This is a genomic window from Chitinophaga sp., from assembly GCF_019236475.1.
Classification (GTDB): domain Bacteria; phylum Bacteroidota; class Bacteroidia; order Chitinophagales; family Chitinophagaceae; genus Chitinophaga.
This window is the reverse complement of record NZ_JAFAIX010000004.1, coordinates 1-23,284: the sequence shown is the minus strand read 5'-3', so window position 1 is coordinate 23,284 and position 23,284 is coordinate 1. Positions and strand designations below refer to the sequence as shown.

At 45.2% G+C, this 23,284-nt stretch carries 17 protein-coding genes; 8 read left to right on the top strand and 9 right to left on the bottom strand.

The features are described 5' to 3' along the window. Positions 1-28: 28 nt before the first annotated feature. From JO154_RS04180 to JO154_RS04165, 4 genes are all read right to left on the bottom strand, one after another. Complete coding sequence (locus JO154_RS04180) at positions 29-5,062, bottom strand: DUF4132 domain-containing protein (RefSeq protein ID WP_291942123.1); 5,034 nt, start codon at positions 5,060-5,062, stop codon at positions 29-31. Between the two features lie 43 nt (positions 5,063-5,105). Next, the gene (locus tag JO154_RS04175; protein ID WP_291942120.1) at positions 5,106-5,531 is read right to left on the bottom strand and encodes a hypothetical protein; all 426 of its coding nucleotides are present in this window, start codon (positions 5,529-5,531) and stop codon (positions 5,106-5,108) included. An 87-nt stretch (positions 5,532-5,618) separates the two neighbouring features. Further along, positions 5,619-6,473: an alpha/beta hydrolase gene (locus JO154_RS04170; protein ID WP_291942118.1), complete on the bottom strand. Its 855-nt coding sequence runs from the start codon at positions 6,471-6,473 to the stop codon at positions 5,619-5,621. A 95-nt stretch (positions 6,474-6,568) separates the two neighbouring features. Then, on the bottom strand, positions 6,569-8,056 hold the full coding sequence (locus tag JO154_RS04165; RefSeq protein WP_291942115.1) for a PLP-dependent aminotransferase family protein: 1,488 nt from the start codon (positions 8,054-8,056) through the stop codon (positions 6,569-6,571). Between the two features lie 121 nt (positions 8,057-8,177). On the opposite strand from JO154_RS04165, the gene JO154_RS04160 reads away from it, so the two are divergent. The 3 genes from JO154_RS04160 to JO154_RS04150 all read left to right on the top strand — a co-directional run bounded on the left by JO154_RS04160 (position 8,178) and on the right by JO154_RS04150 (position 10,661). Further along, positions 8,178-8,789: a hypothetical protein gene (locus tag JO154_RS04160; RefSeq protein WP_291942113.1), complete on the top strand. Its 612-nt coding sequence runs from the start codon at positions 8,178-8,180 to the stop codon at positions 8,787-8,789. A 35-nt stretch (positions 8,790-8,824) separates the two neighbouring features. Beyond that, positions 8,825-9,808 carry a biotin synthase BioB gene (bioB, locus tag JO154_RS04155; protein ID WP_291942110.1) on the top strand — a complete coding sequence of 328 codons (984 nt, stop codon included), beginning with the start codon at positions 8,825-8,827 and terminating at the stop codon, positions 9,806-9,808. Between the two features lie 133 nt (positions 9,809-9,941). Continuing rightward, complete coding sequence (locus JO154_RS04150; RefSeq protein ID WP_291942106.1) at positions 9,942-10,661, top strand: metallophosphoesterase family protein; 720 nt, start codon at positions 9,942-9,944, stop codon at positions 10,659-10,661. On the opposite strand, the gene JO154_RS04145 is transcribed toward JO154_RS04150, so the two are convergent. Continuing rightward, positions 10,662-11,480 carry a tetratricopeptide repeat protein gene (locus JO154_RS04145; RefSeq protein WP_291942103.1) on the bottom strand — a complete coding sequence of 273 codons (819 nt, stop codon included), beginning with the start codon at positions 11,478-11,480 and terminating at the stop codon, positions 10,662-10,664. Between the two features lie 19 nt (positions 11,481-11,499). Then, a complete protein-coding gene (locus JO154_RS04140; RefSeq protein ID WP_291942101.1) occupies positions 11,500-11,865 on the bottom strand; it encodes a DUF4180 domain-containing protein in 366 nt (121 codons plus the stop codon). Between the two features lie 322 nt (positions 11,866-12,187). On the opposite strand from JO154_RS04140, the gene JO154_RS04135 reads away from it, so the two are divergent. Together JO154_RS04135 and JO154_RS04130 are read left to right on the top strand one after the other, a co-directional pair. After that, positions 12,188-13,264 carry a histidine kinase dimerization/phospho-acceptor domain-containing protein gene (locus JO154_RS04135; protein ID WP_291942099.1) on the top strand — a complete coding sequence of 359 codons (1,077 nt, stop codon included), beginning with the start codon at positions 12,188-12,190 and terminating at the stop codon, positions 13,262-13,264. Positions 13,265-13,290: 26 nt separating this feature from the next. Then, on the top strand, positions 13,291-14,640 hold the full coding sequence (locus JO154_RS04130) for a sigma-54 dependent transcriptional regulator (RefSeq protein WP_291942096.1): 1,350 nt from the start codon (positions 13,291-13,293) through the stop codon (positions 14,638-14,640). A 54-nt stretch (positions 14,641-14,694) separates the two neighbouring features. On the opposite strand, the gene JO154_RS04125 is transcribed toward JO154_RS04130, so the two are convergent. Continuing rightward, on the bottom strand, positions 14,695-16,041 hold the full coding sequence (locus JO154_RS04125; protein ID WP_291942093.1) for an outer membrane beta-barrel protein: 1,347 nt from the start codon (positions 16,039-16,041) through the stop codon (positions 14,695-14,697). A gap of 311 nt (positions 16,042-16,352) precedes the next feature. Between JO154_RS04125 and JO154_RS04120 the strand changes: the two genes are divergently transcribed. Continuing rightward, positions 16,353-16,919, top strand: coding sequence for a hypothetical protein (locus JO154_RS04120; RefSeq protein ID WP_291942091.1), 567 nt, complete (start codon positions 16,353-16,355; stop codon positions 16,917-16,919). A 142-nt stretch (positions 16,920-17,061) separates the two neighbouring features. Here JO154_RS04120 and JO154_RS04115 read toward each other — a convergent pair whose 3' ends face one another. Beyond that, positions 17,062-19,428 carry a TonB-dependent receptor gene (locus JO154_RS04115; protein ID WP_291942088.1) on the bottom strand — a complete coding sequence of 789 codons (2,367 nt, stop codon included), beginning with the start codon at positions 19,426-19,428 and terminating at the stop codon, positions 17,062-17,064. Between the two features lie 165 nt (positions 19,429-19,593). Here JO154_RS04115 and JO154_RS04110 point away from each other — a divergent pair, with 165 nt between their 5' ends. Next, entirely contained in the window at positions 19,594-20,484 is an 891-nt protein-coding gene (locus tag JO154_RS04110) for a hypothetical protein (protein WP_291942087.1), read from the top strand. 99 nt (positions 20,485-20,583) lie between these two features. Beyond that, complete coding sequence (locus JO154_RS04105; RefSeq protein ID WP_291942084.1) at positions 20,584-22,842, top strand: excinuclease ABC subunit UvrA; 2,259 nt, start codon at positions 20,584-20,586, stop codon at positions 22,840-22,842. 57 nt (positions 22,843-22,899) lie between these two features. Here JO154_RS04105 and JO154_RS04100 read toward each other — a convergent pair. Beyond that, a partial coding sequence (locus JO154_RS04100) for a T9SS type A sorting domain-containing protein (RefSeq protein ID WP_291942081.1) occupies positions 22,900-23,284 on the bottom strand: 385 nt, incomplete at its 5' end.

The following is a 23,284-nucleotide window of genomic DNA, read 5'->3' as shown; positions in this document are numbered from 1 at the left end:
GGTTAGACGATCCAATTTTATGCGATTATCAAGCGGTAGTCTGCAACTGACGTAATACAGTAGGGTCCTGGATTTCGTTATCACGAGCCAGCAACAGTATTTTAGAAATCAGTTCTGCTGATCTTGGATCATCATCTGCGAATGGCAGGAAGATCCTTCCCCTGTGCTGAGAGTGAACAGGTAGAATGGACAGGTAATTACCTGGCAACTGATGCACCACTGCACTTCCCAAATGTACACTGTATTCTCCATAATGTCCTTTGATGAAGACATGATTTCCTTTCACTGTTACATTGTTGAGTTTGAAGAGTCGCGCTGATTCTTCTACGAGTACTTTACGCAGTTCAATAGAAGAATGACTAGCTTCAGGATCCACTCCACCCACGTGCGCTACACTCACCACCAAGTCTACATCCCGCATTACTTCACTGAAGATATAACTAGGGATCTCTTCAAAAGGTACGGATTTACCTGTTTTCAGGTGATGGAACTCAATTGTTTCCAGGGTTGGACTTTCCACATCCGCCGGAGAGAACCAATCAGCCATCGCATAGAGCTTAGCTACAAAGCCATTTTTATGGAATACTTTCTGTAAACCATCTTCGTAATCTACTTTCCAGCCGCGTCCTTTCAAGAGCGCAACGGTTTGTGACGGCTGCACCTGGTGACCAGCATATCTGCGGGAAATGGTTCTTTCTTTCAGCTCCTCTTCCAGTGGCAGATAGAGTTCTCGGAAGATTTGTTTGAACGGTTGTTGCAGGCTCTTCGTGAAGCAATAATGTTGATAGCCGCTCCATTGGCCGGAAGCATACAAATCAGTACAGTGTGCGATACGCAGTTCTGATGTTGCTTCCAACGTATAATCCTTACCGTTAGCATCGGATAATTTACCATTGTGCCAGAAGCCCAGTTGATCACCGGAAATGAAGATCAGTTTTTCCAGGTGTTTACTGATAACAGGATGGCCGAATAGGGCTTCCAGTTCGGATTTGGTAAAGGCGTCTGCACGCACCATGGCATCTTCGAGCGCCTTACGGGAACGACTAAACTGTTCACGGAGGGTTTTCCTATAATCCAATAGTTCCAGTACCTTCTTATCCTTCTTATATTTAGGCGGAATGGCTTTCAGTTGCTTGTCCCCTTTAAAGGCCACTACGTCTGCCATACCTTCTTCGTCTATAATCAAGCCTATTGCCACATCATCTAGCTGAATTTGTGTATTGGCAGCCATGATTTCCTGCACCTGTTTGGTTTCCATGGCCCAACTGAGGCGTAATGGATCGGTATAACCGGCATTGCGGGCCAGGTTTTCCATAGCGATACGATAAGCGAGGTTCTCACTGGCTTGCTTTTGAGAGCCGAACTGTTTGGTTTCCTTATGGAATTGTTGCAATACCTGATACCTGGCCAATACATCCTTTTGTGGATTGGCTTTGGCAAGTGTTACGAGTCCGTAGAGGCGTAGGTAATCCTGGTCACGTTTATCTTTTACTTTGGCAGTAACTTCTTTCAGTTTGAGTTCACCGATGATCACATCTGCGTATAGGCGTGCCCGTCTGTGAGCATTCCCGTCGCTGATATATTTAGCAGCATCGTATACCATTTGCCAACGGTCTTTTCCTAATTCTTTATAGGCGCGTTGGAACCAGTCTTTATCTACTGCGCCGTCTTTGAAATCCTGCAGGTCCACCGCAGAATATTTTGCGATTTCGCTTTCTGCTTCAGCATTTTGCTCGTTGACGCCAGACGATTTCGTATGTGCGTGCATCCACCAGATAGCGGAGTCCAGGCCTTTCCAGCCCAGAAAACTGCTGATATATTTTTGCCACTGTGGCGCATATACGGCCGCATCAATTAAACGTTGTTCCGGCAACTGTGCAGCTTTCGCTGCTTTGTTAAAGATTTCCTGCGTATCGTTTTCGGCAGGTTGGCATTTTTTTAAGAGGACGCTGAAGAGCTCTGTTTTATTATAAACTGAATTATGAGGAGAGTAAATGTAACCTCTGTAGAGGTTCGTCTTTCCTAAACCTGTCAACAGTTCAAAGAAGCGGTTTATACCGAAGATAATACCGAACTGCTGCACCTTCATAGTAATGGTGGTAGCACTATCACCACGTTTCAGCTCTGCATCCAGGAGGGTTTCGCGGATACGATTGAAAGGTGCGGTTAAGAACGGATACGATTCAAACCAAGTCTTATAATTTTTACCGTATCTGTTGGTGGATAAGGTATGCAGATATTCGGTATCCATCAGCCCATTGTACAATTCGTCTTCATTAATAATACCAGCCTGGAAAGCCCTGCAAATAAGGCCCAGCGGCGGATTACAATAATTTACATTTTCAGGAAGACCGTTAAACTGCCGCCAGCGGAAAATCTGCCATACATCTTTTACCTGATGCTCAGCCAACTCTTTTGAATTGAAGGAATCCAGGAAAATTTGCATGGTATGGGTAGACTGCCAGCCATTGCCATTCTTATAGTAATAGCGGTTTTGTTCCATATCCTTTGCTTGCAGGTATTCTTCCGGCAGACTTGCAAAGAGGCGCGTACAGGCGCCTATCAGCCAGTCGTATTTATCAGCAGGAGGATGTATTAATAGCAGGGTATTAATGATATTGTGCAAAGGATTTCTATACGTGAATTTCTCTAACGCCTCTGCAGGCATCATTTCATTCCTGACAGGAATGTTATGGATCAGATGCTGCCATTTTTCCGGAACCTTATCCTTTCTATCATTGCCAAGCACACCGATGATGTATAAATCCATATCAGTGAGTCCGGAGGCTTTATACCAGGCTTCCCATACTTCCGGCAATGGATAAGCGTTATATTCTTCTTCCTTGGTGGCGTATTTATAATTGTAAGGCTTATTACTTTGGAAAGAATTAGCCAGGATAATTGTATTCTTAGAGCCATCCCAGCTTTCCGCTTCATATTCATGTTCACCGTTGGCCAGATAAATATTATACAAGTCCAGCATTTTCTCTCTTACCTTTTCAACCGGCATAGATAGGCCAAACGTATTCTTAGCGAGCAATTGCTCATACAGGCTATCAGGGCGGATTGGCGGCAATTCCGTACGTACAATATTAGCAGGATTATATAAGGTATAGCCATTTTCTTCGGAGAGTATCAGGCCTCCATCATCTGCTTTCAATTGTGTGAGCAGGATTTCTTCTTTCTGTGCAATCGTTTTTCTGTTACTGAATTCCTCTGCCCAGGTTTTTACCTGTTCTGGTACGCGTCCGGATTTCTTCAGTTGCAATGCTACATCCAGTCCGGCTGTACGCTGTTCTGCATCCCCTTGGAGCAGTTGCCCAGTGAGGTTGATCACCATGGCATCTGGTTGTTTTGTAATAATAGGAATGATGCTGGCGCGGATATTAGCACTCTTACGTTTGAGCATTTCAACAAACACCTGTAAGTCTTCCAAGGTCAGCTCCAATGTATCGATCACGCGAAAAGCCACTCTCACATTGTATTCCCCACGATCTTTCAGGATACGGAAAGCATAATCTCTTTGTAGGGGCGTTACTGGTTTCAGTTCTACTTTATCCCAATGATAATCGGCATAGCCGGGTAATACAATTCTGGTCAGTCTTTCCCGCATATTCACATCCATCTCATCAAAATAGGACATTACAATATCCAGTTTTGCGGGATTATAATTAATCAGGGAGCTCATAGCCTGCAACACCTGGTTGCGGTCATACTGAATAACAGTCCAGGAGAACACTTTACCAGCGATGGTTTGCGCTTTATCTTTCACGCGAATCAGCACCTGGTGCAGGTGATCGAAGAGGTTTGGAAAGTGCTTGCTATAATGGGATTTATGATATTCTACCTGGGAATTAATGCTACTGACAGCTAGCCCCAACACTGCAATATCATTACTGGCCAACGCCTTTTCAAACAAGGGCATATCCAGGTTAAAATGTTTGGATTCATCTGCGAATTTAAGCGCCAGGCATTGTTTCTCTACATTGCCCTCCGTCAATAGCTTGTCCAGGTATGGATAGGTTGCCTGCACATCCACCACACCCTGCGCCCAGAGGGCCATATATACATCTGCGTTATTTTGGCTGTCGATAGCCGCAGGAATTTCTTCAGGATGGCTGAGATAATGATACCCTTTTTCGAAGAATGATTTCACCGTGGTATCTTTTTCCGCGTTCCATCCGAGGCCCGCCCAAACATCCAGCGCACGTATGATACCGGCGAAACGGAATAATTTTTCATCGATGATGACACGCATCATGTATTTCATTGCGCCGAGACTACATTCATCCAATGACTCTGTAATGGTTTGCCGCAGTCCTTCCTGGCGCTGAGCGGCCAGCAGTAGCTTTTCTACCAGTTGCCAGCACTTTTCTTTTTCACTGTTCAGTAAGGCTTTCAGGATTTGCATCGTCACTTTCCCTACTGTATCTTTATTAAAAACGATATCCTCGAAAGTCTGGAATAAGGTTTCATTTCCTGCATCCAGGGCGGCTGCCCAGATCAGGAACATACTATCATTGGGGAGGTAAAAACTATATCTCACCTGTTCTTCCAATGGCATGATGTAAACATTCGCTTTCGAATCGCCATAATAATCCAGCTTATTCATCTGTAAAATGGCGGCTTGCAGGAAATTCAGTTGGTTAGCGAAATATAATTCCCTGTTATTAGGCGCTCGGAAAGAGCGACGGTAATAACTGCGCTGATAGCTGCGGAACCGAATTTGATTCCAAGCATATTTTACATATGGCGTTAGTTCCTTTCCAAAGAAGAAAACCAGCAATCCTTCTTTCTCAGTGCCTTCCCAGTCGTCAGTGCCGAGATAGTTGATAAAGAATTCATAACGGTCATCCCCATATGAAAATTTATTCGGAGGATATTGATTGGGTTGTGGTTGGTATTCCTCGTCTTCATTCAGCAATACCAGTCCGGCTCTTGCAGAAGACGGGGTTAATAATTCGTTGGATGCGCTGCCTGTATAAACAGCCTTCAGGGTATCTACCAATGTTTGTCTGAAGCCGGGAACTTCCCAGTCTTTCAATAAATCTTTTGTCTCCATGTTAAGGTATGATTAAAATGATATGATGGGTTAAAACAAGCAATTACCAATAGCTACCAGCCAAAAAGGTCAGGCGAATAAAAGTCATGACAGTAGTGGATTCCAGGGGAATTTGCTCCGCTAGGGATTGTATCTCCCTATCGTCGGCAAATACGGCAAACATTCCGTCTTTAAAAGCCAGTAATGCCGTTTGCTGTGCCTCCGTAATATTGGCTACTGTTTCATTGTAATTGACACCGAAGTCCACTTTTCCGGTGGCCGCCTGTGTGGCGATTTCATTTGTACTAAGGAAAGGAAGTACATGCCTGTCTTTAGGACGTTGATTGTACGCCTGGACCTGCTGTTTGACCACAGCGAGAATGAGCATTTCCAGGGTAGGGTTAACTCCGATATCATCAATCTCTAAGGTCTTATTCGCAATCAGTGCATGTTTCCGTCCTAACTGTTTTACATTCACTATAAGGTTCATTTCAAAAAGTTGGGTAACAACGAAAATATAAAAAAACGGCAAGAAATCGGATGACTTCTTGCCGCTAAGATAATGATATATACTGAATTATTGTAGGAATGGCGTGATGAGCATTAGGAGTTTTTCCGGCATCATGATAATGCCTGTATGAGAAGCTCCAGGCAGTACTGCCAACTGAGAAGCGGGCATGGGCACCATATCGCCGAATACGCCTCCACCCAGCGCAGTGTACATTTCCGCCATATGCGTGTAGTCGATCCCGTCATTGTCGCCCTTGATAATCAATACAGGGGCTTTCACCTTTTTTAAGTTCTCTTTGCCCAGATCGAAAGGCTTTTGTGCGAATGCGATCATGCGTTGCAAGAAGGTATTCCAGTGCGATTTATCCGGCGCTACTGCATCATATGCCTCTTTCAGTGGGGAATTGGTGAGCATTTCCGGCGTGAGCGCCGCAAAGGCAGCCTGTGTAGATGGAATCCAGCCAGTAGAATTATACACAGCAGAAATAAAAACCAGTTTACGTACCAGTTCTGGGTGGGAGATGGCCAACTGGAGCCCAATGGTGGCGCCTAAACTATAGCCCATCACATCTGCCTGTTGGATATGTAAGTATTGCAATAGTGCGGCCGCATCTTCTGCAAAATGGGGAAAGGAAAAGTCCCTCGCGCCATCCGCAGTACGCCCATGCCCCTGCAAATCCACCACAATCACTTTATGATGTTTGGCTAGTTCAGGGATCATGGAACCGAAGGTCATTTGTCCGGTCATAAAACTGCCATGCAGCAGCAGTAACGGGGTCCCTTCCCCATGAATTTCATAATACATTTTTAAACCGTTTACTGGAGCATATCCGGTGTTTGCCAGCTTAGGGGCTTGCGCAGTGCTGATCATGGGAATGAGCATTAATACGAGTGTAACAAAAAGATGATATACCGTTTTCATGTGGATGCGTATAATCTTAGCACTACAAAGATGCCGGATAGATTTTGTCTGGATGGGGGGTATTAACGCCAATTTTGGGGGTAAATCTGTCAATCTTATAGTTGGGTAAGCAAACTATGTTTCAGGATAGCAATACTCTCCTGTGCCTCTTTAGTGGTCAGGTGGCCAAATCCCAGTCGCATAGCGGTAAGGTCCTTATGCTGATACAGTAAGGTTTTGGGAATAAAAAGGTTATTCCTTGCGCATTCTTTCGCGAGTGAAAGGAGGTTCACCGGTTGTTTCCATTGCGACCAGACAGCCAGTCCTCCTGCCGGCTTTCGGAACGTCATATAATCGCTCAGGTGCTCTTCCAACTGCGCCACAAAGTGATCTCTCCTTTCCTGGTATACTTTCAGGGATTTCTTCAAATAACGGTGAATTTCGCCTTCTTCAATCATTTCTCCCAGCACCTGTTCCATAAGAATATCCCCTTGCCGGTCGATGATACCGAGGTGTTTGCGCATTTCTACCATCAGGTCTTCCGGCGCTACGATAAAACCAGTTCTGAAGCCCGGCGCCAGCGATTTCCCGAAGGCCCCGATATAGACCACCATGCCATTCCTATCAGCACTGGCCAGCGGCAATACGGGTGTTTTATCGTAATGGAAATCGTAATCGTAATCATCTTCCAAAATAACAAAACCGAATACAGCAGCTAGTTCCAAGAGTTCCAATCGGCGCTTGGCACTGAGGGTCACGGTGGTAGGGTAATGATGATGCGGGGTGATGTACAGCATACGTATGGTATGTTGCTCGCATATACGCCGTACGGCTTCCACATCAATGCCTTCCTCATCGATGGGCACCGACATAATACGGGCGCCTGATTTCTGGAAGATCATATTCACAGAAAAATAGCTGAGCGCCCCTACCAGCACGATATCGCCTTTATTCAGCAGGATTTCCGCGGTAATATAAACGCTCATCTCCGTACTGCGGGTAATGAGGATATTATCATTGGAGATATGCAGTCCTCGGGAGAGGTTGAGGTAATTAGACAGATTGCGTTTGAAGAATTCGCTGCCATCCTGGTTATAATAGCCCAGTTTTTTATGATTGCTTTTCCGTTTCAGGTTGGCGCTATATAGACTAGATAACTGGGCCACTTGTGTGAGGCGGATATCCGGGGTACCATCGTTGAAGATGTAATCGCAGGCGGCGTGTTCGAAGGGATTATCGAGCAAACTGGATTTGCGAAAATGAAACCCTGTTACTTTCGGATACTGTACTAGTTGTGTTTCGGTGGCGGTACGGATTTTTTGTGGACGGGCATCTATTTTCCCGATGATAAAGGTTCCTTTATTGGGTTTTGTTTCCACCCATCCTTGGGCATCCAGCTCTTCGTATACTGCCACAATGGTATTGCGATGTACTTCCAGCAGCTCACTGAAGCTGCGGGTACCGGGAAGGCGGGTTCCTGCGAGGAGGAAACCGCGCTGTATAGCGTTGATGAGCTGGTTGGCTATTTGGAGATAGACTGCTGTCGTGGACTGGCGGTCTATCGAAACAAAACTCTTATATGGCACCTCCACCGGACTACTCATATTTCTATTTTTTAGACAGACCGGCAATATAGCACAATTTAACCGGACTAGCTTAAATATACAATCCGGCCTAGTTTGATAGCCCGGACAGCCCCTACATTTGAATCGAAATAAGATATATATGTCTCCTCTGCTGCAACATATAGTTGAACATAACGAATTACATACCAGGTGGTTAAATACATTGTCTTTTATGGAAAATGCCGGCGCCCGGAAAATTTCCGCCTGTGAAGACAAGACCAAAGTGGATATCATCCAACTGAAACATGCCGCCGAAGAACATCGTCATGCCTATTACCTGAAAAAACAAATTGGTAAGCTGGATGCAAAAGCCTGCCCTGATTATAGAGATGCCTCTTTGCTGGCGCCATTTGCCACGAAGCATTATCTCCATCAACTAGACATGCAGACCTGCCGCTACCTGAAACAAACATTCAAGCTCAGTGGGCAATCGCTGAAATATGCCGCCTATCTCTTTGTTACTTACGCCATAGAAGTACGGGCAGACGCCTTGTATCCGGTCTACCAAGAGGCCCTAGACAAAGCGGGTAGCAGAGTAATGGTACGCTCCATTATCGTGGAAGAAGAAGGCCACTTAGAAGAAATGATGGCCCAACTGAAAGGCTTCTCCCCAGATTGGGAAAAGCACGCCCAACACGTGCAAACCCTCGAACAACAGTTGTTTATCAACTGGATGTACGCCATCGAAAAAGATATTCAAGTTTACGCATAAGCATACACGATATTTCAAAAATCTATAAGGAAGCTATGACATCTCCCATCAGACATAACTGGACCAAAGACGAAATCCAGGAAATATATGACCTCCCTTTAATGGAGCTTATTTACCGCGCAGCTACCGTACATCGCGAGTATCATAAAGCAGATGAGGTACAGGTATGCACCCTCCTGTCTATCAAAACCGGCGGATGCCCGGAAGACTGCTCCTATTGCGGACAAGCAGCCAGGTATCATACCGATATCAAAGTGCAAGCATTATTGCCTACTGAAACCGTGATTGCACATGCCCAGAAAGCAAAAGAAACTGGATCTACCAGATTTTGTATGGCTGCCGCTTGGAGGGAAGTACGCAATAACAGCGACTTTGATCGCGTGATCGACATGGTGAAAGGCGTAAATGAGCTGGGTATGGAAGTATGCTGCACACTGGGATTGCTGACAGAAGAACAAGCCCAGCGCCTGCAGGAAGCTGGTTTGCATGCATATAACCACAACCTCGATACATCCGAAGAGTATTACCAGGAGATCATATCTACCCGTAAATTCGATAACCGCATCAACACCATCAATAACGTTCGTAAAGCTGGCATTACTGTATGTTCCGGCGGTATCATCGGGCTGGGAGAAACGCATGCCGATCGTATGTCTATGCTCCTGACTTTGGCCACTATGCCTAAGCATCCGGAGTCCGTACCTGTGAATGCGCTGGCTCGCGTGAAAGGTACCCCATTGGAAAATAATCCGAAAGTGGATATCTGGGATATGGTGCGCATGATTGCCACTGCACGTATCGTAATGCCGGCTTCCGTAGTGCGTTTGAGCGCTGGTCGTATTGAAATGACCGAAGCGGAACAAGCATGGTGCTTCATGGCAGGCGCCAATTCCATCTTTACCGGCGAGCGTCAAACCTTACTGGTAACACCTAACCCAGGTGTTACAGAAGACATGCAGATGTTCCAGAACCTTGGTCTGAAACCAATGGAAAATAAGAAAACAGCTACTACCTGCTAATACAGGAGCATCTTTATATAACCGGCTGGCGCTACGAGTGCCAGCCGGTTTTTTATTGATTTTTACAAAAATTGCTGGAAAATGTACAATTTCAGTATATCCATGACAGTTACCTTAGCATTCAAAAAAAGGAATGAGGAAGATAGCCGTCTTCAGTGACGTACATGCCAACCTGCCTGCCCTGGAAGCCGTATTGGACGATATTTCACAACGAGGCATCCAAGAGATATACTGCCTGGGAGATCTGGTCGATTTCGCGCCATGGGGCAATGAAGTGATTGAAATTATCAAAAGTCGGGGTATTCCATGTCTGCTGGGAAATCATGATGAGCGGGTAGCATTCGATTACCAGGTGATGCCGCTACCGCATCATGATGCTATCGAAACGGGCCACAGACGAGCAGCCATTGCTCATTCCAAGGAACGTATCTCCCCATCCAACAAACAATGGCTGGCCACCTTACCGAAACAGATTTCGTTTACCCATGAGGGTTATAACGTATTGCTCGTGCATGGAAGTACCCGCAGTAATGAGGAATACATTTATGAAAACCATGCAGAGGAGGATGTAGAAAGTATGTTTAGAGAAGCTAAGGCAGACACGATTATCATGGGTCACACCCATCTCTCCTATCATCGCATTACGCGTACTGGTTTTCACGCGATCAACTGTGGCGCAGTGGGCAGAAGTAAAGAGGCCGACAGGCTTGCCTCTTATGCTGTTATTTCCATCAGCGCACAAGGGCCTACCGCGGCCATTGTGAAAGTTCCTTATGATCGTCATCGCGTAGCAGATGCGATTTATAACAGTGAGATACCCAATTTTTATGGCGACTTCCTCCTCGGTAAATAACTACTGACAAAAGGACTCCAAATACGCTGCGGTCAAGTTTACACCTCCCAGGCTTTTCGCTCTGCGAAAGGCTTCGCAGGCTTCATCGCGGTTATTCATGCTCAAGTAAATCCTCCCGATATTAAACCATGCGAAAGAATTATCCGGATATACTTCCAGGCTTTTTCTTATCACGGCCATCCCTTTTTCTCTTGAAACAGACATGCCTTGCGCATAGCCTACACTACTGAGGATACTCCCTACCAGCTTGGGATCTTTTGCAAAACGCATACCCTGGGTGCCATAGTAAATAGCACTGTCGTACTGAGTGGCTTCTGCATGATAGTAGGCCAAGTTGGCGTATAGATTGGGGTTTGTTGAATCTGATTGTAACGCCGTCTGTAACAATCCAATGGCCATCGGATAGTTTTCATCCAAGCCATAGAGGTAAGATAAATTTATCATCGAAGCCACATCATGCGGCGCCAGCTTATGGTACTTTTCCAGGTCAGCAATGGCGCTGTCGATATTTACCAGTCGCACATAGGCTTCTGAACGCAGGCGAAACGCTTCGCGATACAGCGGATCTTGTGGTGATAATTTGGGAATAGCGGCGGTGAGTAAATTTACCGCCACTTCGCTATTACTGCCATACAGCAATAAAACAGCTTTGATGAAATCAGTGCCAGTGGCTTTTCCTGAAATAATTTTCTGCTGCACATGCTGTTTGGCTGCTGGGCCTTCTTTCTGTATTTGCGCAGCCAATACTTTCAGAGGGTCCTGCTGCGCATTTGCAGAGAGGCACAAAATAGACAGCAATAAGAATAGTATCGTTCTCATAAATCGGGACAGGCGGGAATTACTTAAACTGATTAAATTTTTCTAGTGCAGCCGCTACTGTAGGATGGAAATTCACCAGTTTCCCTTTATTACTTTCGAAGATAAAATCGCGTATACTCTTACCTGGGTATTTCTCGAAATCACCTACGATATACAAATGCATTTTATAGTTGGAACATTTCTGCAATATCTCTCCTGCAATCCCGGACGACAAATCAAAGAATGCCGGAATGATGTTCTGTTCATGTACGATCACTCGCTCGAAATCCTGATAATAAAGATCCACGAATATTTGCAAAGCGTTATCCGCATTATCCAACAGCACCGTGTCTGCCTGCAATTCTGCAATTTTATACGCTCCAGCTATATGTGTTATTACTTCCATTACTTTTAGTTATCGGATAAAAGACAAATTTATACATAACCAGATTAAATAATGGAAAATCTCCATTAGAATCTCCATAGAAACCTGTAGCAGTATTTCCCCAAGCTGTTACCAGCAAAACGAACCCAAGCAGTCATTTTGGGTAATAGTCTTTCAAAATGGGAAACACCCTTCCATTTTGGCATGGTTCTCATTTTGCCTCGTTTAGCAAATCTATTATAACTAATTAACTATCAATAATTAATACTATTTAACCATCACTTTCTTTCAACTGGCATTCCTTTAGCGCCCGAAAATTATCAAGTATTAACACTGCAATGATATGTTGTCTAATTTAAGGACTAAAGTGACCTTGGGTCTTGTATTTCTCTTCCTCCTAACACTGGCTATTAGTATGGAAGGCGTATACCAGATTTACAAAATGAATGGAGAGGCCAAATTGATCATGCATCAAAACCTTCAGTCCATCGTATTTTCCAACAATATGCTTATGGCTATGGAATCCAGTCCGGTCCGACTGGAAGATTTGGAAAAGAACCTGCGCCTCCAGCAGCAGAACATCACCGAACCAGGAGAAGATACGGCTACTGCCAAAGCAGCCGCCTTGGTAAAGGCGCTGCAACAGCAGCCCAACGATCAGCAACTGATCAACCAACTTAGAGAGGCGATATTGCAGGTATCAGCTATCAACCAGCAAGCAGTGATTCATAAAAATGAAAGTCTATCTGCCCATTCTGATAAAGCGATTGTGGGTTTATCCATTGTGACATTTATTCTGCTGGGTGTATCCATCATCTTTGTTTTCACTTATCCATCGTTGGTGGAAAAACCAATACTGCTTTTAATGCAGCAGATAAAAACAGAAAAAAACCGCATAGAGGCCATCATCAACCAGATGAAAGATGCCGTCATTGGCTATGATATGGATAATAATATCCTGTTCATGAATGATGTAATGCTGCGGTTATGTACTGCTCAACAAAAAACAAAAGAAGAAATGCTCCTTGCGGTGATGAATTTTCCTACACAGCAACGAATTACTTTACCCGGTGCAGAGGGATATGGCATCTTCATAAAAGAAAAAATCAGTATTACCAACGAAGGAGACCCGATGGGATATGTGATAGTTTTGAGAGACATCAGCGCCCTGGAGGCATTTGCCCATGCTAAAACCCGATTCATTGCCGCTGCATCACATGAACTCAAAACGCCCATATCTTCTATGCAGATGAGTATAAGTCTGCTACAGGATAGTCGCACCGGGCCATTGGCACCCAACCAACAAGATTTACTGAACAGTATTCGGGAGGATGTAGATCGGATTTTAAAGATCAGCAGTGATTTACTCGATATCACGGAGGAAAAAATATCCTCCATACCACCCTCCGATGCGGTATAATTTATTACGTTTCAATACACCAAAACATGAACAACGGCACTATTTTGCTGGTGGAAGATGAAGAAAAGCTCCGCCAGTTGCTCTATAGAATCATTTCCCTGGAAGGCTTCCGTGTACTCACGGCTGAAAACCTGAAAGTCGCCAGGAAACAGTTGCAAACAGAACAAATCGATGTGGTACTCTGTGATGTCATGCTACCTGATGGCAACGGCCTCTCCCTGGTAGAATATATTCATGAATCCCCGTCTAGTACTGCCATCATCATGCTCACGGCTTACGGCAATATCCCAGACAGCGTAAAAGCCATTAAAGCAGGGGCTTTCGACTACATTACCAAAGGGAATGACAACGCTAGGATTATTCCCTTGATACATCGCGCTTTGGAGCGCGTCCACTTACAAAATAGGGTGGAACATTTGCAGGAAAAAATCGCCAACAAATACGCCACCTTCCATGGACTCATTGGTCACTCTCCCGCTATCGCAGCGGCCAGGGAACTGGCGGCCAAAGCGGCTCCCAGCGATGCGCCTGTATTACTATTAGGTGAAACAGGCACCGGCAAAGAAATGTTTGCCCAAGCCATTCATCAGGCCAGCAAACGCGCGGAAAAAGATTTTCTTGCCATCAATTGCAGTGCTATAGGTAAGGATATCCTGGAAAGTGAAATCTTTGGCTATAAGGCCGGCGCCTTTACTGGTGCGGCCAAAAACAAAAAAGGATTGATGGAAGAAGCCAATAACGGTACCCTCTTTCTGGATGAAATCGGGGAAATGCCATTGGACCTACAAGCCAAACTGTTAAGAGTACTCGAAACAAAAGAGTTCATCAAAGTAGGCGACACCCGAGTAACGCGAGTGGATATACGCATTATTGCGGCTACCAACCGCGATTTACAAGAAGAAATAGAACAGGGAAGGTTTCGGGAAGATTTATACTACCGACTGAATGTATTCACGATCTCCTTACCTCCGTTGAGAGAGCGAGCAGAAGACATCCCCACCTTTGCTGCTCATTTCCTGCGATATTTCGCTGCGAAAACAAATAAACAGGTAACAGATATGAGCCCTGAATTTCTCCATCAGTTGAAAACGCATCCGTGGCGAGGGAATATCCGGGAACTGAAAAATACCATCGAACGCGCGGTGATTATCACCAATAACACCACCCTCACTACAGACGACTTACCCCTGGAATTCAAACTGGATCAGCGTCCGGCCCCACAGAAGCAAGGTAATTTCGACCTGGCAGTAATGGAGAAAATGCATATCAAGTGGGTAATGGAATATGTAAAAGGGAATAAGTCCAGGGCCGCACGCCTCATGAATATTGGACTTTCCACCCTCTACCGAAAAATGGAAGAATACGGTATAGGATAAACGAAAAAAGCAGGCGATAAAAAAAACGCCTGCTTTTTCGTTTATATGTCGTCGTTAGAATCTAACAATAGCATCCATAGCTAATGTAAACTGATCCCTTCGTGTACCATTGTCGTATGGTGTTTGATCGTTTGTCCAGGCCTTTTCATAACGGACTTCCGGGCGTATCCTTAACAACGGGCTGAAGTGATGTACCCAACCGATGGTATGACTAGAATAGCAAGTATTGAAGCCCGTACGGTTGCCCTGAGGGTCGTTTAGCATATCATTACGAATGGAGAGATAATCTTTCTTCGGAGATAACTGGATCTCGAAATAGTTGACCAGGCCTACGGCAGAAGCAAGACCAGAAATGGTTGGGCCTAAGCCAGTACCCATGTACCAATCTTTTCCAGGACCATCGATAGCAGTACCACCCACGGCTGCATGATGCTGCCACATGTAATAAGCCTCCGTATTCATGTGTACACGTTCGCTGAATTTATGGCCCCAGGTGAATACCAGCATTTGCAGGTTATCATGCTCGTCCTTGTAATTCCCCTTTCCGAGAGAGTTGATCCCACCGTAAATAGAGTTCCGGTTATTATGAGATACCCAGCGCATCATCGCCAGACCGTTTACACTGCTGGAACTACTCCATGGCGCCATATCATTTCCACCATGTACGCCCAGGTATACCTGCCAATAAGGGCTCAGGCGCAAGGTAGCGTGTACACCCGTGAAAGTATAAGGATCTACAGTAAACATCAGAGAATGGGAGTACAGGTAATTATCCGGCGCCCACTGCGCTTCTATATCAGCGGGACTGATAAATCTACCAACCCTTATCAGCAGTCCCTGGGCTACTTTGGGGATATAGAGCATGGCATATACTTGAGCGGGATCGTAGCCATAGAGACTATTCTTTTTCAACAACTGATCACTGACAATCCCCTTGGAGATGGTATAGCGGTAATCCGTTCCGTAAATATTATCAACTAGGAAGCCCCAGTCTACATGATCCTGTTGGACTGTATTGGGCTGTCGTTCTACCCGGAGGATCAGTTGATCCAGCACAACGCTGTTGGGTACCAGGTTATAGGAAGTAGGTGCGTTGGAAACTCTCGAGGTACTGAAGTTACCGCCGACGTCCAGCCAACCGTACACTTTGATGCGACTTTTACTTTTCGCCAGTCCTAATGCTTTAGTTAATGGGTAATCCGGGGCGTCCGCCGGGCTACCGATGAGGGAAGCGCCCACCCATTCACTGCTAGGGAATGGCGGTGCGGAGATAGGAGAAGGCAGACTTCTGCCATTAGAACCATCTGGGACTACAGTAGTGCTTTTTGTTGAGTCCTGCTGCGCGAATCCGGCCGTGAGAGAGCCTACCAGCGCCAGCACAGTTAAAATTCCATTTTTCATGTTTTTGGCTTATTTAAGCGATTTGGGCCTAGGCTATTCAAATATATGTCCAACCATAGGTACTTCTTTGCAAACCCGCCATTGTACTTCGTTTCAAGTAGCAAATGATTCATAAGCGATGTTGGCATGACCCTATCAAAATGATAAACTTTATCATTTTGGGAAGGTCAATACGCAGCAAATAGCAAATGGAAACAGCGCTCATTTTAGGCGGGATTGCCCTCTCCTATTGATTTTAATCAGAATTTAATGCTTCCATGTAACTAAGGCATCCTGATTGCTGTTATCTTCCTACAACAAGATCCTGATCTATGAGAATAGTATTAAATTGTTTTGCCCTGCTCCTGGTGATATGTCTATTTTCCATAAATGGGGATGCGCAGGTAAAAACCAATGCGCTGTACCGTACACCAGCAGATTATGTAAAAGGAATAACCAGCTATGGCCCATCTGCAGCCAATCCAGGAAAACTGAAGCTGCACCTGCTGGCGCCGAAAGACTACGTGGATTTATCTTTTAATGGCAATAACTCTCGGATACCGGTAAGTCAATTGTTTGGCTATGCCACTATCGAGGGGAAAGTATTTTGTATCCATGGCGGCGACACCTACGAGGTAATGAACAAAAATGCCCGACTGCTATTATATCGCAAGCGTACATTATCTTCCAATAGGGAATACCGTAATGATCGTTACAGTTACTATTTTAGTACGGCCGATGGCGTTATACACCCATTGACAAGTATGGAGTTGAAAGCGGCCTTCCCAGATAAACATGACTGGGCTGATTTACTCGATACGAACTTTAAACATGATAATGAATTAATGGCATACGACAGCTATCACCATATGTACAAACTGGAATGGCTGTTAAAGTAAAGTTGCTTTTTTTATATAGAGTCAAACGATGGCGCCTGTTTTTACAGGTGCTTTTTTATTTACGCTCAAACGCGATGTATGGAGAAAGATATCAAGATAGTAAAACATGGGCGCTGATAAACTCAGCGCCCATGTTTTATTATCAAAACTTCAATGCAAAACTACCCGTAAACCTTGCTGGCGCCTGCGGTATAAGTCGTACAGACCAAGCTTTCTCGCTAGTCAGGTTATCTACTTTAACGCCTACACGAAACTTAGGTTGATCGTAGAAAACAGATGCATCCAGCATTACATAAGAAGGGATCGTAATTTTCACTTTCTGCGTATTGGTTTGGAAGGAAGAGCTGCCGGCATTCCCACCAAAACCTACACCCAGCCCTTTCAGCTTACCTTTCGTCAAGTTATAACTGATCCAACCATTCAGCATATTGGCAGGCCCCGATAAAGCAGGGCGAAGCCCTTGCACAGTAGAATCTGCCTTCAGGTATTTACTGTCGTTGTAGGCATAACCAGCCACGATATTAAGTCCTGGTAATGGATTGGCGGTAATTTCCACTTCAATCCCCTTACTACGCTGCGTACCATTCTGGATAGAATAGTTGACATCGCGGGGATCAATTCTCAATACATTACTGATCTCAATATCATAATAACTGATTGTTCCTACCAGTCGGTGATCCAGTACATCCGCCTTCACCCCATATTCCAGTTGATTGCCTCTTTCTGGTTTGAAGCTATTACCATCCAGGTCGGAGCCATTTTTATTGAAGAACCCATTCATGTAGCTACCAAACAGGGATACACGGTCTTTTACTAGTTGGTATACCAACCCTAATTTAGGGGAAAGTGCCGTCTGGCTATAAGTACCGGTTCTAACGCCAGTGGCTATATTATAAACGCCTCTGTTGCGGTAGAAGTCTACACGAAGACTCAGCATCGCCATGAGTCGATCTGTTACGTTAAATACATCGGAGGCATAAGCGGCATAGCTATCGTCCCCGTTGTTCTCTGTACGTGGCGTACCTGTTGGCAGCAGGGAATCTATTTGATAACGGTATACTTTATAATTCTTTCCGGGGTTTATGAAATTCACAGTAGGTCCGTTGACCGCCACCCTATCAAAGGAATTGGAGTTGTTGTAATAGTCCAGTCCCACTACCAGGCGATTACGGAAGTTACCCAGTTTGAAATCCCCGATGAAGTTCTGTTGAATATCTGTTGCAATGAAAGCGGTATTACCGACCATCACATTTGCACGTAGGGTGGAATCCGTACGACCATTGAGCGCGGTGATATACCCATCAATGGAGGATCTAGCGCGGGAAACGATGGTCTGGGAAGTCCAGTTTTCGGAGATCTTATAATTTACCTGCGCGAAAATGTTCATCATCTGGGTATTGTAGGCGATATCATTGCTGAGGAACATTTTGTTATACGGAAATCCCATTGTAGCGATGGATAAGTTTTTGGTACCGCCGGTATATGGGTTGAAACGCACCACAGAAGTACCTTTCGCCTGACCGAATTCTACATCCAGTAATAAAGAGAGCTTATCGGTGATCTGATAAGAGAAGCTAGGGGCCAGACTCAGACTTTTGGTAAAGCCCATATCCTGGAAGCTTTTCTCGAAGGTAGTAGCGCCATTGAGGCGGAAAAGCATTGTTTTATCCTTATTAACAGGCGTATTAACGTCTACGGTTAAACGATTGAAGTTCCAGCTCCCGCCATAGTAGGCTACTTCCCCTCCAAAGCCATTGTAAGGCTTCTTGGTAACACGGTTATACAATCCGCCGTAGCTACTAGAAACATTGGTGCCAAAGAGCGTAGCAGAAGGCCCTTTGATGGCCTCCACCCTTTCTAAGTTGGCCGGATCTATAGCGGAGAATGCCTGCCCGGCAACGCCATTGCGCGCATTAGGCTCCGTTTCAAATCCACGAGAACGGAAAGTAACTCTACCCTGGTTCGCCAACATAGGAATCCCCGCACCAGGCACATTCTTAGAAATACTCCCTAAATCCAGCGCCATTTGCTCTTGGATCAGCTCTTTCGGTACAATGTTGTATACCTGTGGATTCTCCAGGTTCTTCAGGGGAAGCCGACTGACATAACTACTTTCTTTCTTGGAAAATTTATTAACGTTGCCGACTATACGTACTTCCTGCAAAGATTGGATATTCTCTTTCGGCAGACGGTAATCCAGAATTGCTTTTTCCCCTTTGCGCACTATTACCTGGAAATCCTTTTCGGCAGCGCCCAACAGTTGGATACGCACGATATAAGTGCCTGGGAGGATATGCTCCAGGAGATATTTACCTTCGTTGTCTGTCAATGTACTTTTTTCTAGTTGTTGGATAGACACGGATACTAGCTCCAGTGGCTGTCCTGCATTCGACAGTACTTGTCCTCCTATACTCCCTTCGTTCTTGTTGCTTTCTTCCGACTGCCCCATTGCGAATAACGGGCAGATAACTACAATGGTCAAGATAAGTTGCCTAAAAAATGCTGACATAGAAAAAATTTCCGCAAAGGTAAGCTGCAGCAGGCGGGAGCTTTAATCGATTCGGGAAATTTTCGCGTGCAATATTTTTCCCGATCTGTTATTTTTTTATATCCAGACACGATTTCTTCTTTCGGAAAGTACCGCTATAAGCACATATTTAGGATATTTGCGGCCATGAAAAAGCTTTTATTCTTATTGTTTATCTGTCTTGGGCATGTTGCATACGCCCAGGAGGAGCCCTATTTTCCGGACATGCGTGTCTGGAGCCTTAATTCGGACAGCTCGGAGCGGTATATATTTTCAGATACTGCGTTTATACGTCCAGCGCCGAATACCAAACAAGCCCCATTAGATACCTTGTTTGCAGGGGATAATATCATCGTTACCCAAATCACCAATCAGGCGCTTACCATCCGCGGTCTCCAAGGTCCTTGGCTGAAAATTCTATATAACAAAAACGGAGAACAACGTAATGGTTATGTATGGCAAGGACTTATCAGTTGTACCCCTATGCGCCGTGGCGATATCAAATTCGTATATGGTGTAGAACGCCGGGCGGATAGTGCTTATGTCAATGAATACAAAGAGCGGGATACTGTTCGTCGCTACTTTGTACGATTGAAAGTAGTTCAAAATGGAGCCGTGATTGCTAAGGGCAGTGTTATTACCGGCGATGATGAAAGTGCCAGCTATTCCAGCGGGAAAGTCATGAGTGGCATGGGCCTCACCAATGTGCAAAACATAGTGGTATTGACTTTCAGCGGAGAAGCTTGCGGTATCCCAACATATGATTACTATTTTGCTTTAACAAAGGATAACCAACTCGTAAGATTTCCAGACAAAACCAATATCGGCGATGCTGATGCCTTCTATCATTCGGAGCAATTTATATTCCCCAATGAAAAAGGTGGTCAGCCGGATATGGTGATCTGGGATATGGAGGAAGAGGAAGCCACAGATAAAGTAGGTAAAGACGGTGCTCACATTATGAAAACCACCGATAAAGGTAAGGTCTATTACAACTGGGACCCAGAAAATAAACGCATCACCAAACAGAAGAAATAATCCACACGGGCGCTCTACAGGCGCCCGTTTTTTATTTTGCAATACCTGTTACACCCGTGTAGAAAATACTTAACTTAGAACTACTAACCATGCTAATAGATGAAACCAATAAGTATAACGGGAGCTAGGCAAAACAATCTAAAGAACCTTTCCCTGGAGATCCCCAGGGGCTGTATCACTGTATTCACAGGCGTTTCCGGTTCGGGTAAATCATCGTTGGTATTTGAAACCATTGGTGCAGAAGCGCAACGCCAGATCAATGAAACGCAACATAGCTTTGCAAGGAACAGGTTGCTACACCTAGGCATTCCAGAGGTAGATAAGATTGAAAACCTCAACTATCCTGTTATTATTAACCAGCAGCGGTTGGGAGGGAATATACGTTCTAGCGTAGGTACAGCTACAGATATCAGCGCATCCTTGCGACTCCTATTTTCCAGGATAGGCCAGCCTTTCGTGGGTTACTCCAATATATTCAGTCCTAATCATCCATCCGGCATGTGCCCTACCTGCGAAGGATTAGGATTTGTCAAATCAATTGATGAACTCAAACTGATTGATCGCACGAAATCGTTGGAGGAGGGTGCTATCCGTTTCCCGACTTTCCAGCCTGGTGGCTGGAGATGGACGAGATATGCGAATTCCGGCTATTTCGATGTCAATAAAAAAATACAGGACTATACGAAGGAAGAATGGGATTTACTCTTGCATGCGCCTGCCCATAAGCCCAAACATCCGGGGCAAGGCTGGGGGAAGACCGTGCAATACGAAGGAATTATTCCTCGCATTGAGAAGGCTTTCCTAAAAAAAGATTCCAGGGAACAAGACCTTCACAGTAAATCCCTTGCTACGATCGTATCTGAAATGCCTTGCCCGAGCTGCAAAGGACAACGACTAAACGAAAAAATCCTCTCTTGCAAGATAAAAGGCCATAGCATTGCTGATTGTACTGCCATGCCTGTGGATGATCTACTGGATTTTTTACGGGAGATAACAGCCGATGCTTATGAACCCGTCCTCCAAGAGGTGCGTCGGAAACTCGAGAACATGAAGACCATAGGACTGCAATATCTCACCCTGGACAGGACCACTAATACCCTCTCTGGCGGCGAGTCTCAACGCATAAAAATGGTCAGGCATCTCGGCAATAGTCTTACCGATATGCTGTATATCTTTGATGAACCCAGTATAGGCTTACATCCTGCGGATGTAGACAAAATCATCCGCATCATCCGTCAGATCCGAGATAAAGGCAATACGGTCATGATTGTAGAGCATGATCCTGATATTATTCGTATAGCCGATCACATAATCGACATGGGACCAGGCTCTGGTTCGCATGGTGGCGAGATCGTTTATCAGGGCGATTTCAAGGGGCTTCCTAAGTCTACGGGAAAAACAGGGGTCTACTTTTCCCATCCACGCACCTATAACGCTCACCCACGTACGGCGAGCGATTATTTACCAGTAAAAGATGTTACCCTTCATAATTTACAGCATGTAAATGTGCGTATACCCCTTTCCGTGATGACCGTGGTTACTGGCGTAGCCGGATCGGGCAAAAGTAGTTTGATCAGCGATGAGCTGCCCCTGCTATACCCGGACGTGAAGGTGATTGATCAATCTCTCTTTGCGGGGAATGTGCGTTCCAACTGCCTCACCTACCTGGGTATTTCCGATCATATCCGGGACCTATTGGCCAAAGCCAATCATAAAAGAGCCGCCTTGTTTAGTCGGAACAGTGAAGGCGCTTGCCCTGCTTGCAAAGGATATGGCGTGCTGAAAATTGATATGGCCTTTATGGACGATACCGAAACAACTTGTGATGTATGCGATGGCAGCGGATTTTCTCCAGAGGTACTCCCCTATCGTTACCAGGGGAAAAACATTGTGGATATCATGAACATGACCGTAGAAGAGGCCGCACAGTTTTTCACAGAGAAGCATATACGAGAACAATTTCAGCTACTTACCCGGTTGGGATTGGATTATATCACGCTGGGTCAACGCCTGGATACCTATTCCGGCGGAGAAAGGCAACGGCTGAAACTATCTAAAGAACTGAATAACCGGAATAGCATTATTGTGTTGGATGAACCTAGCACTGGACTTCACCCGGCAGATACCGCACGTCTCCTCCATATGATGAATGAGATGGTCGATGCTGGGAATACCTTGATAGTAATCGAACACAACATGGATATCATTGCGCAGGCCGACTGGATCATAGACATCGGGCCTGGAGCCGGCAAATATGGCGGCCAGATTGTGTTCGAGGGAACCGTGTCTGCCTTAATCAACAATGCCAACACTATTACCGCTACTTATTTGCAAAACCATATTGGAGTGATTCAATGATGATACTAAACGTATAAACGAAAAAGGATTGTCCATTGACAATCCTTTTTCGTTGCATTATAGTTTTATCATTTTTCGGACCTCATATTCCTTATCCGCCTGAACGCCTATCAGGTAAGTACCTTGTGGTAAAGCCCCTATACTGAACGGCACTTCATGCTTCTTCGCACTTTGACTAGTACGCATTTCCATCAAGTTGCCATCATTGAAGTAAATCAAGCGGATAGTTACCGCCGCTTCTTTCGACAATTCCACACCTACTTTAAACTGGCCAGTAGTGGGGTTCGGATAGATGGTGATATTTCTGATTAGTTTTTCCCGATATCCCAAGATGCTATCCGCTGTACCTCTGTCCTGTTCTGGCACTACTATCACTGTTTTCGTGATCGCGTCCGCACATTCTCCCAATCGGGTGAACAGTTGAATATTATACGTGCCTGTT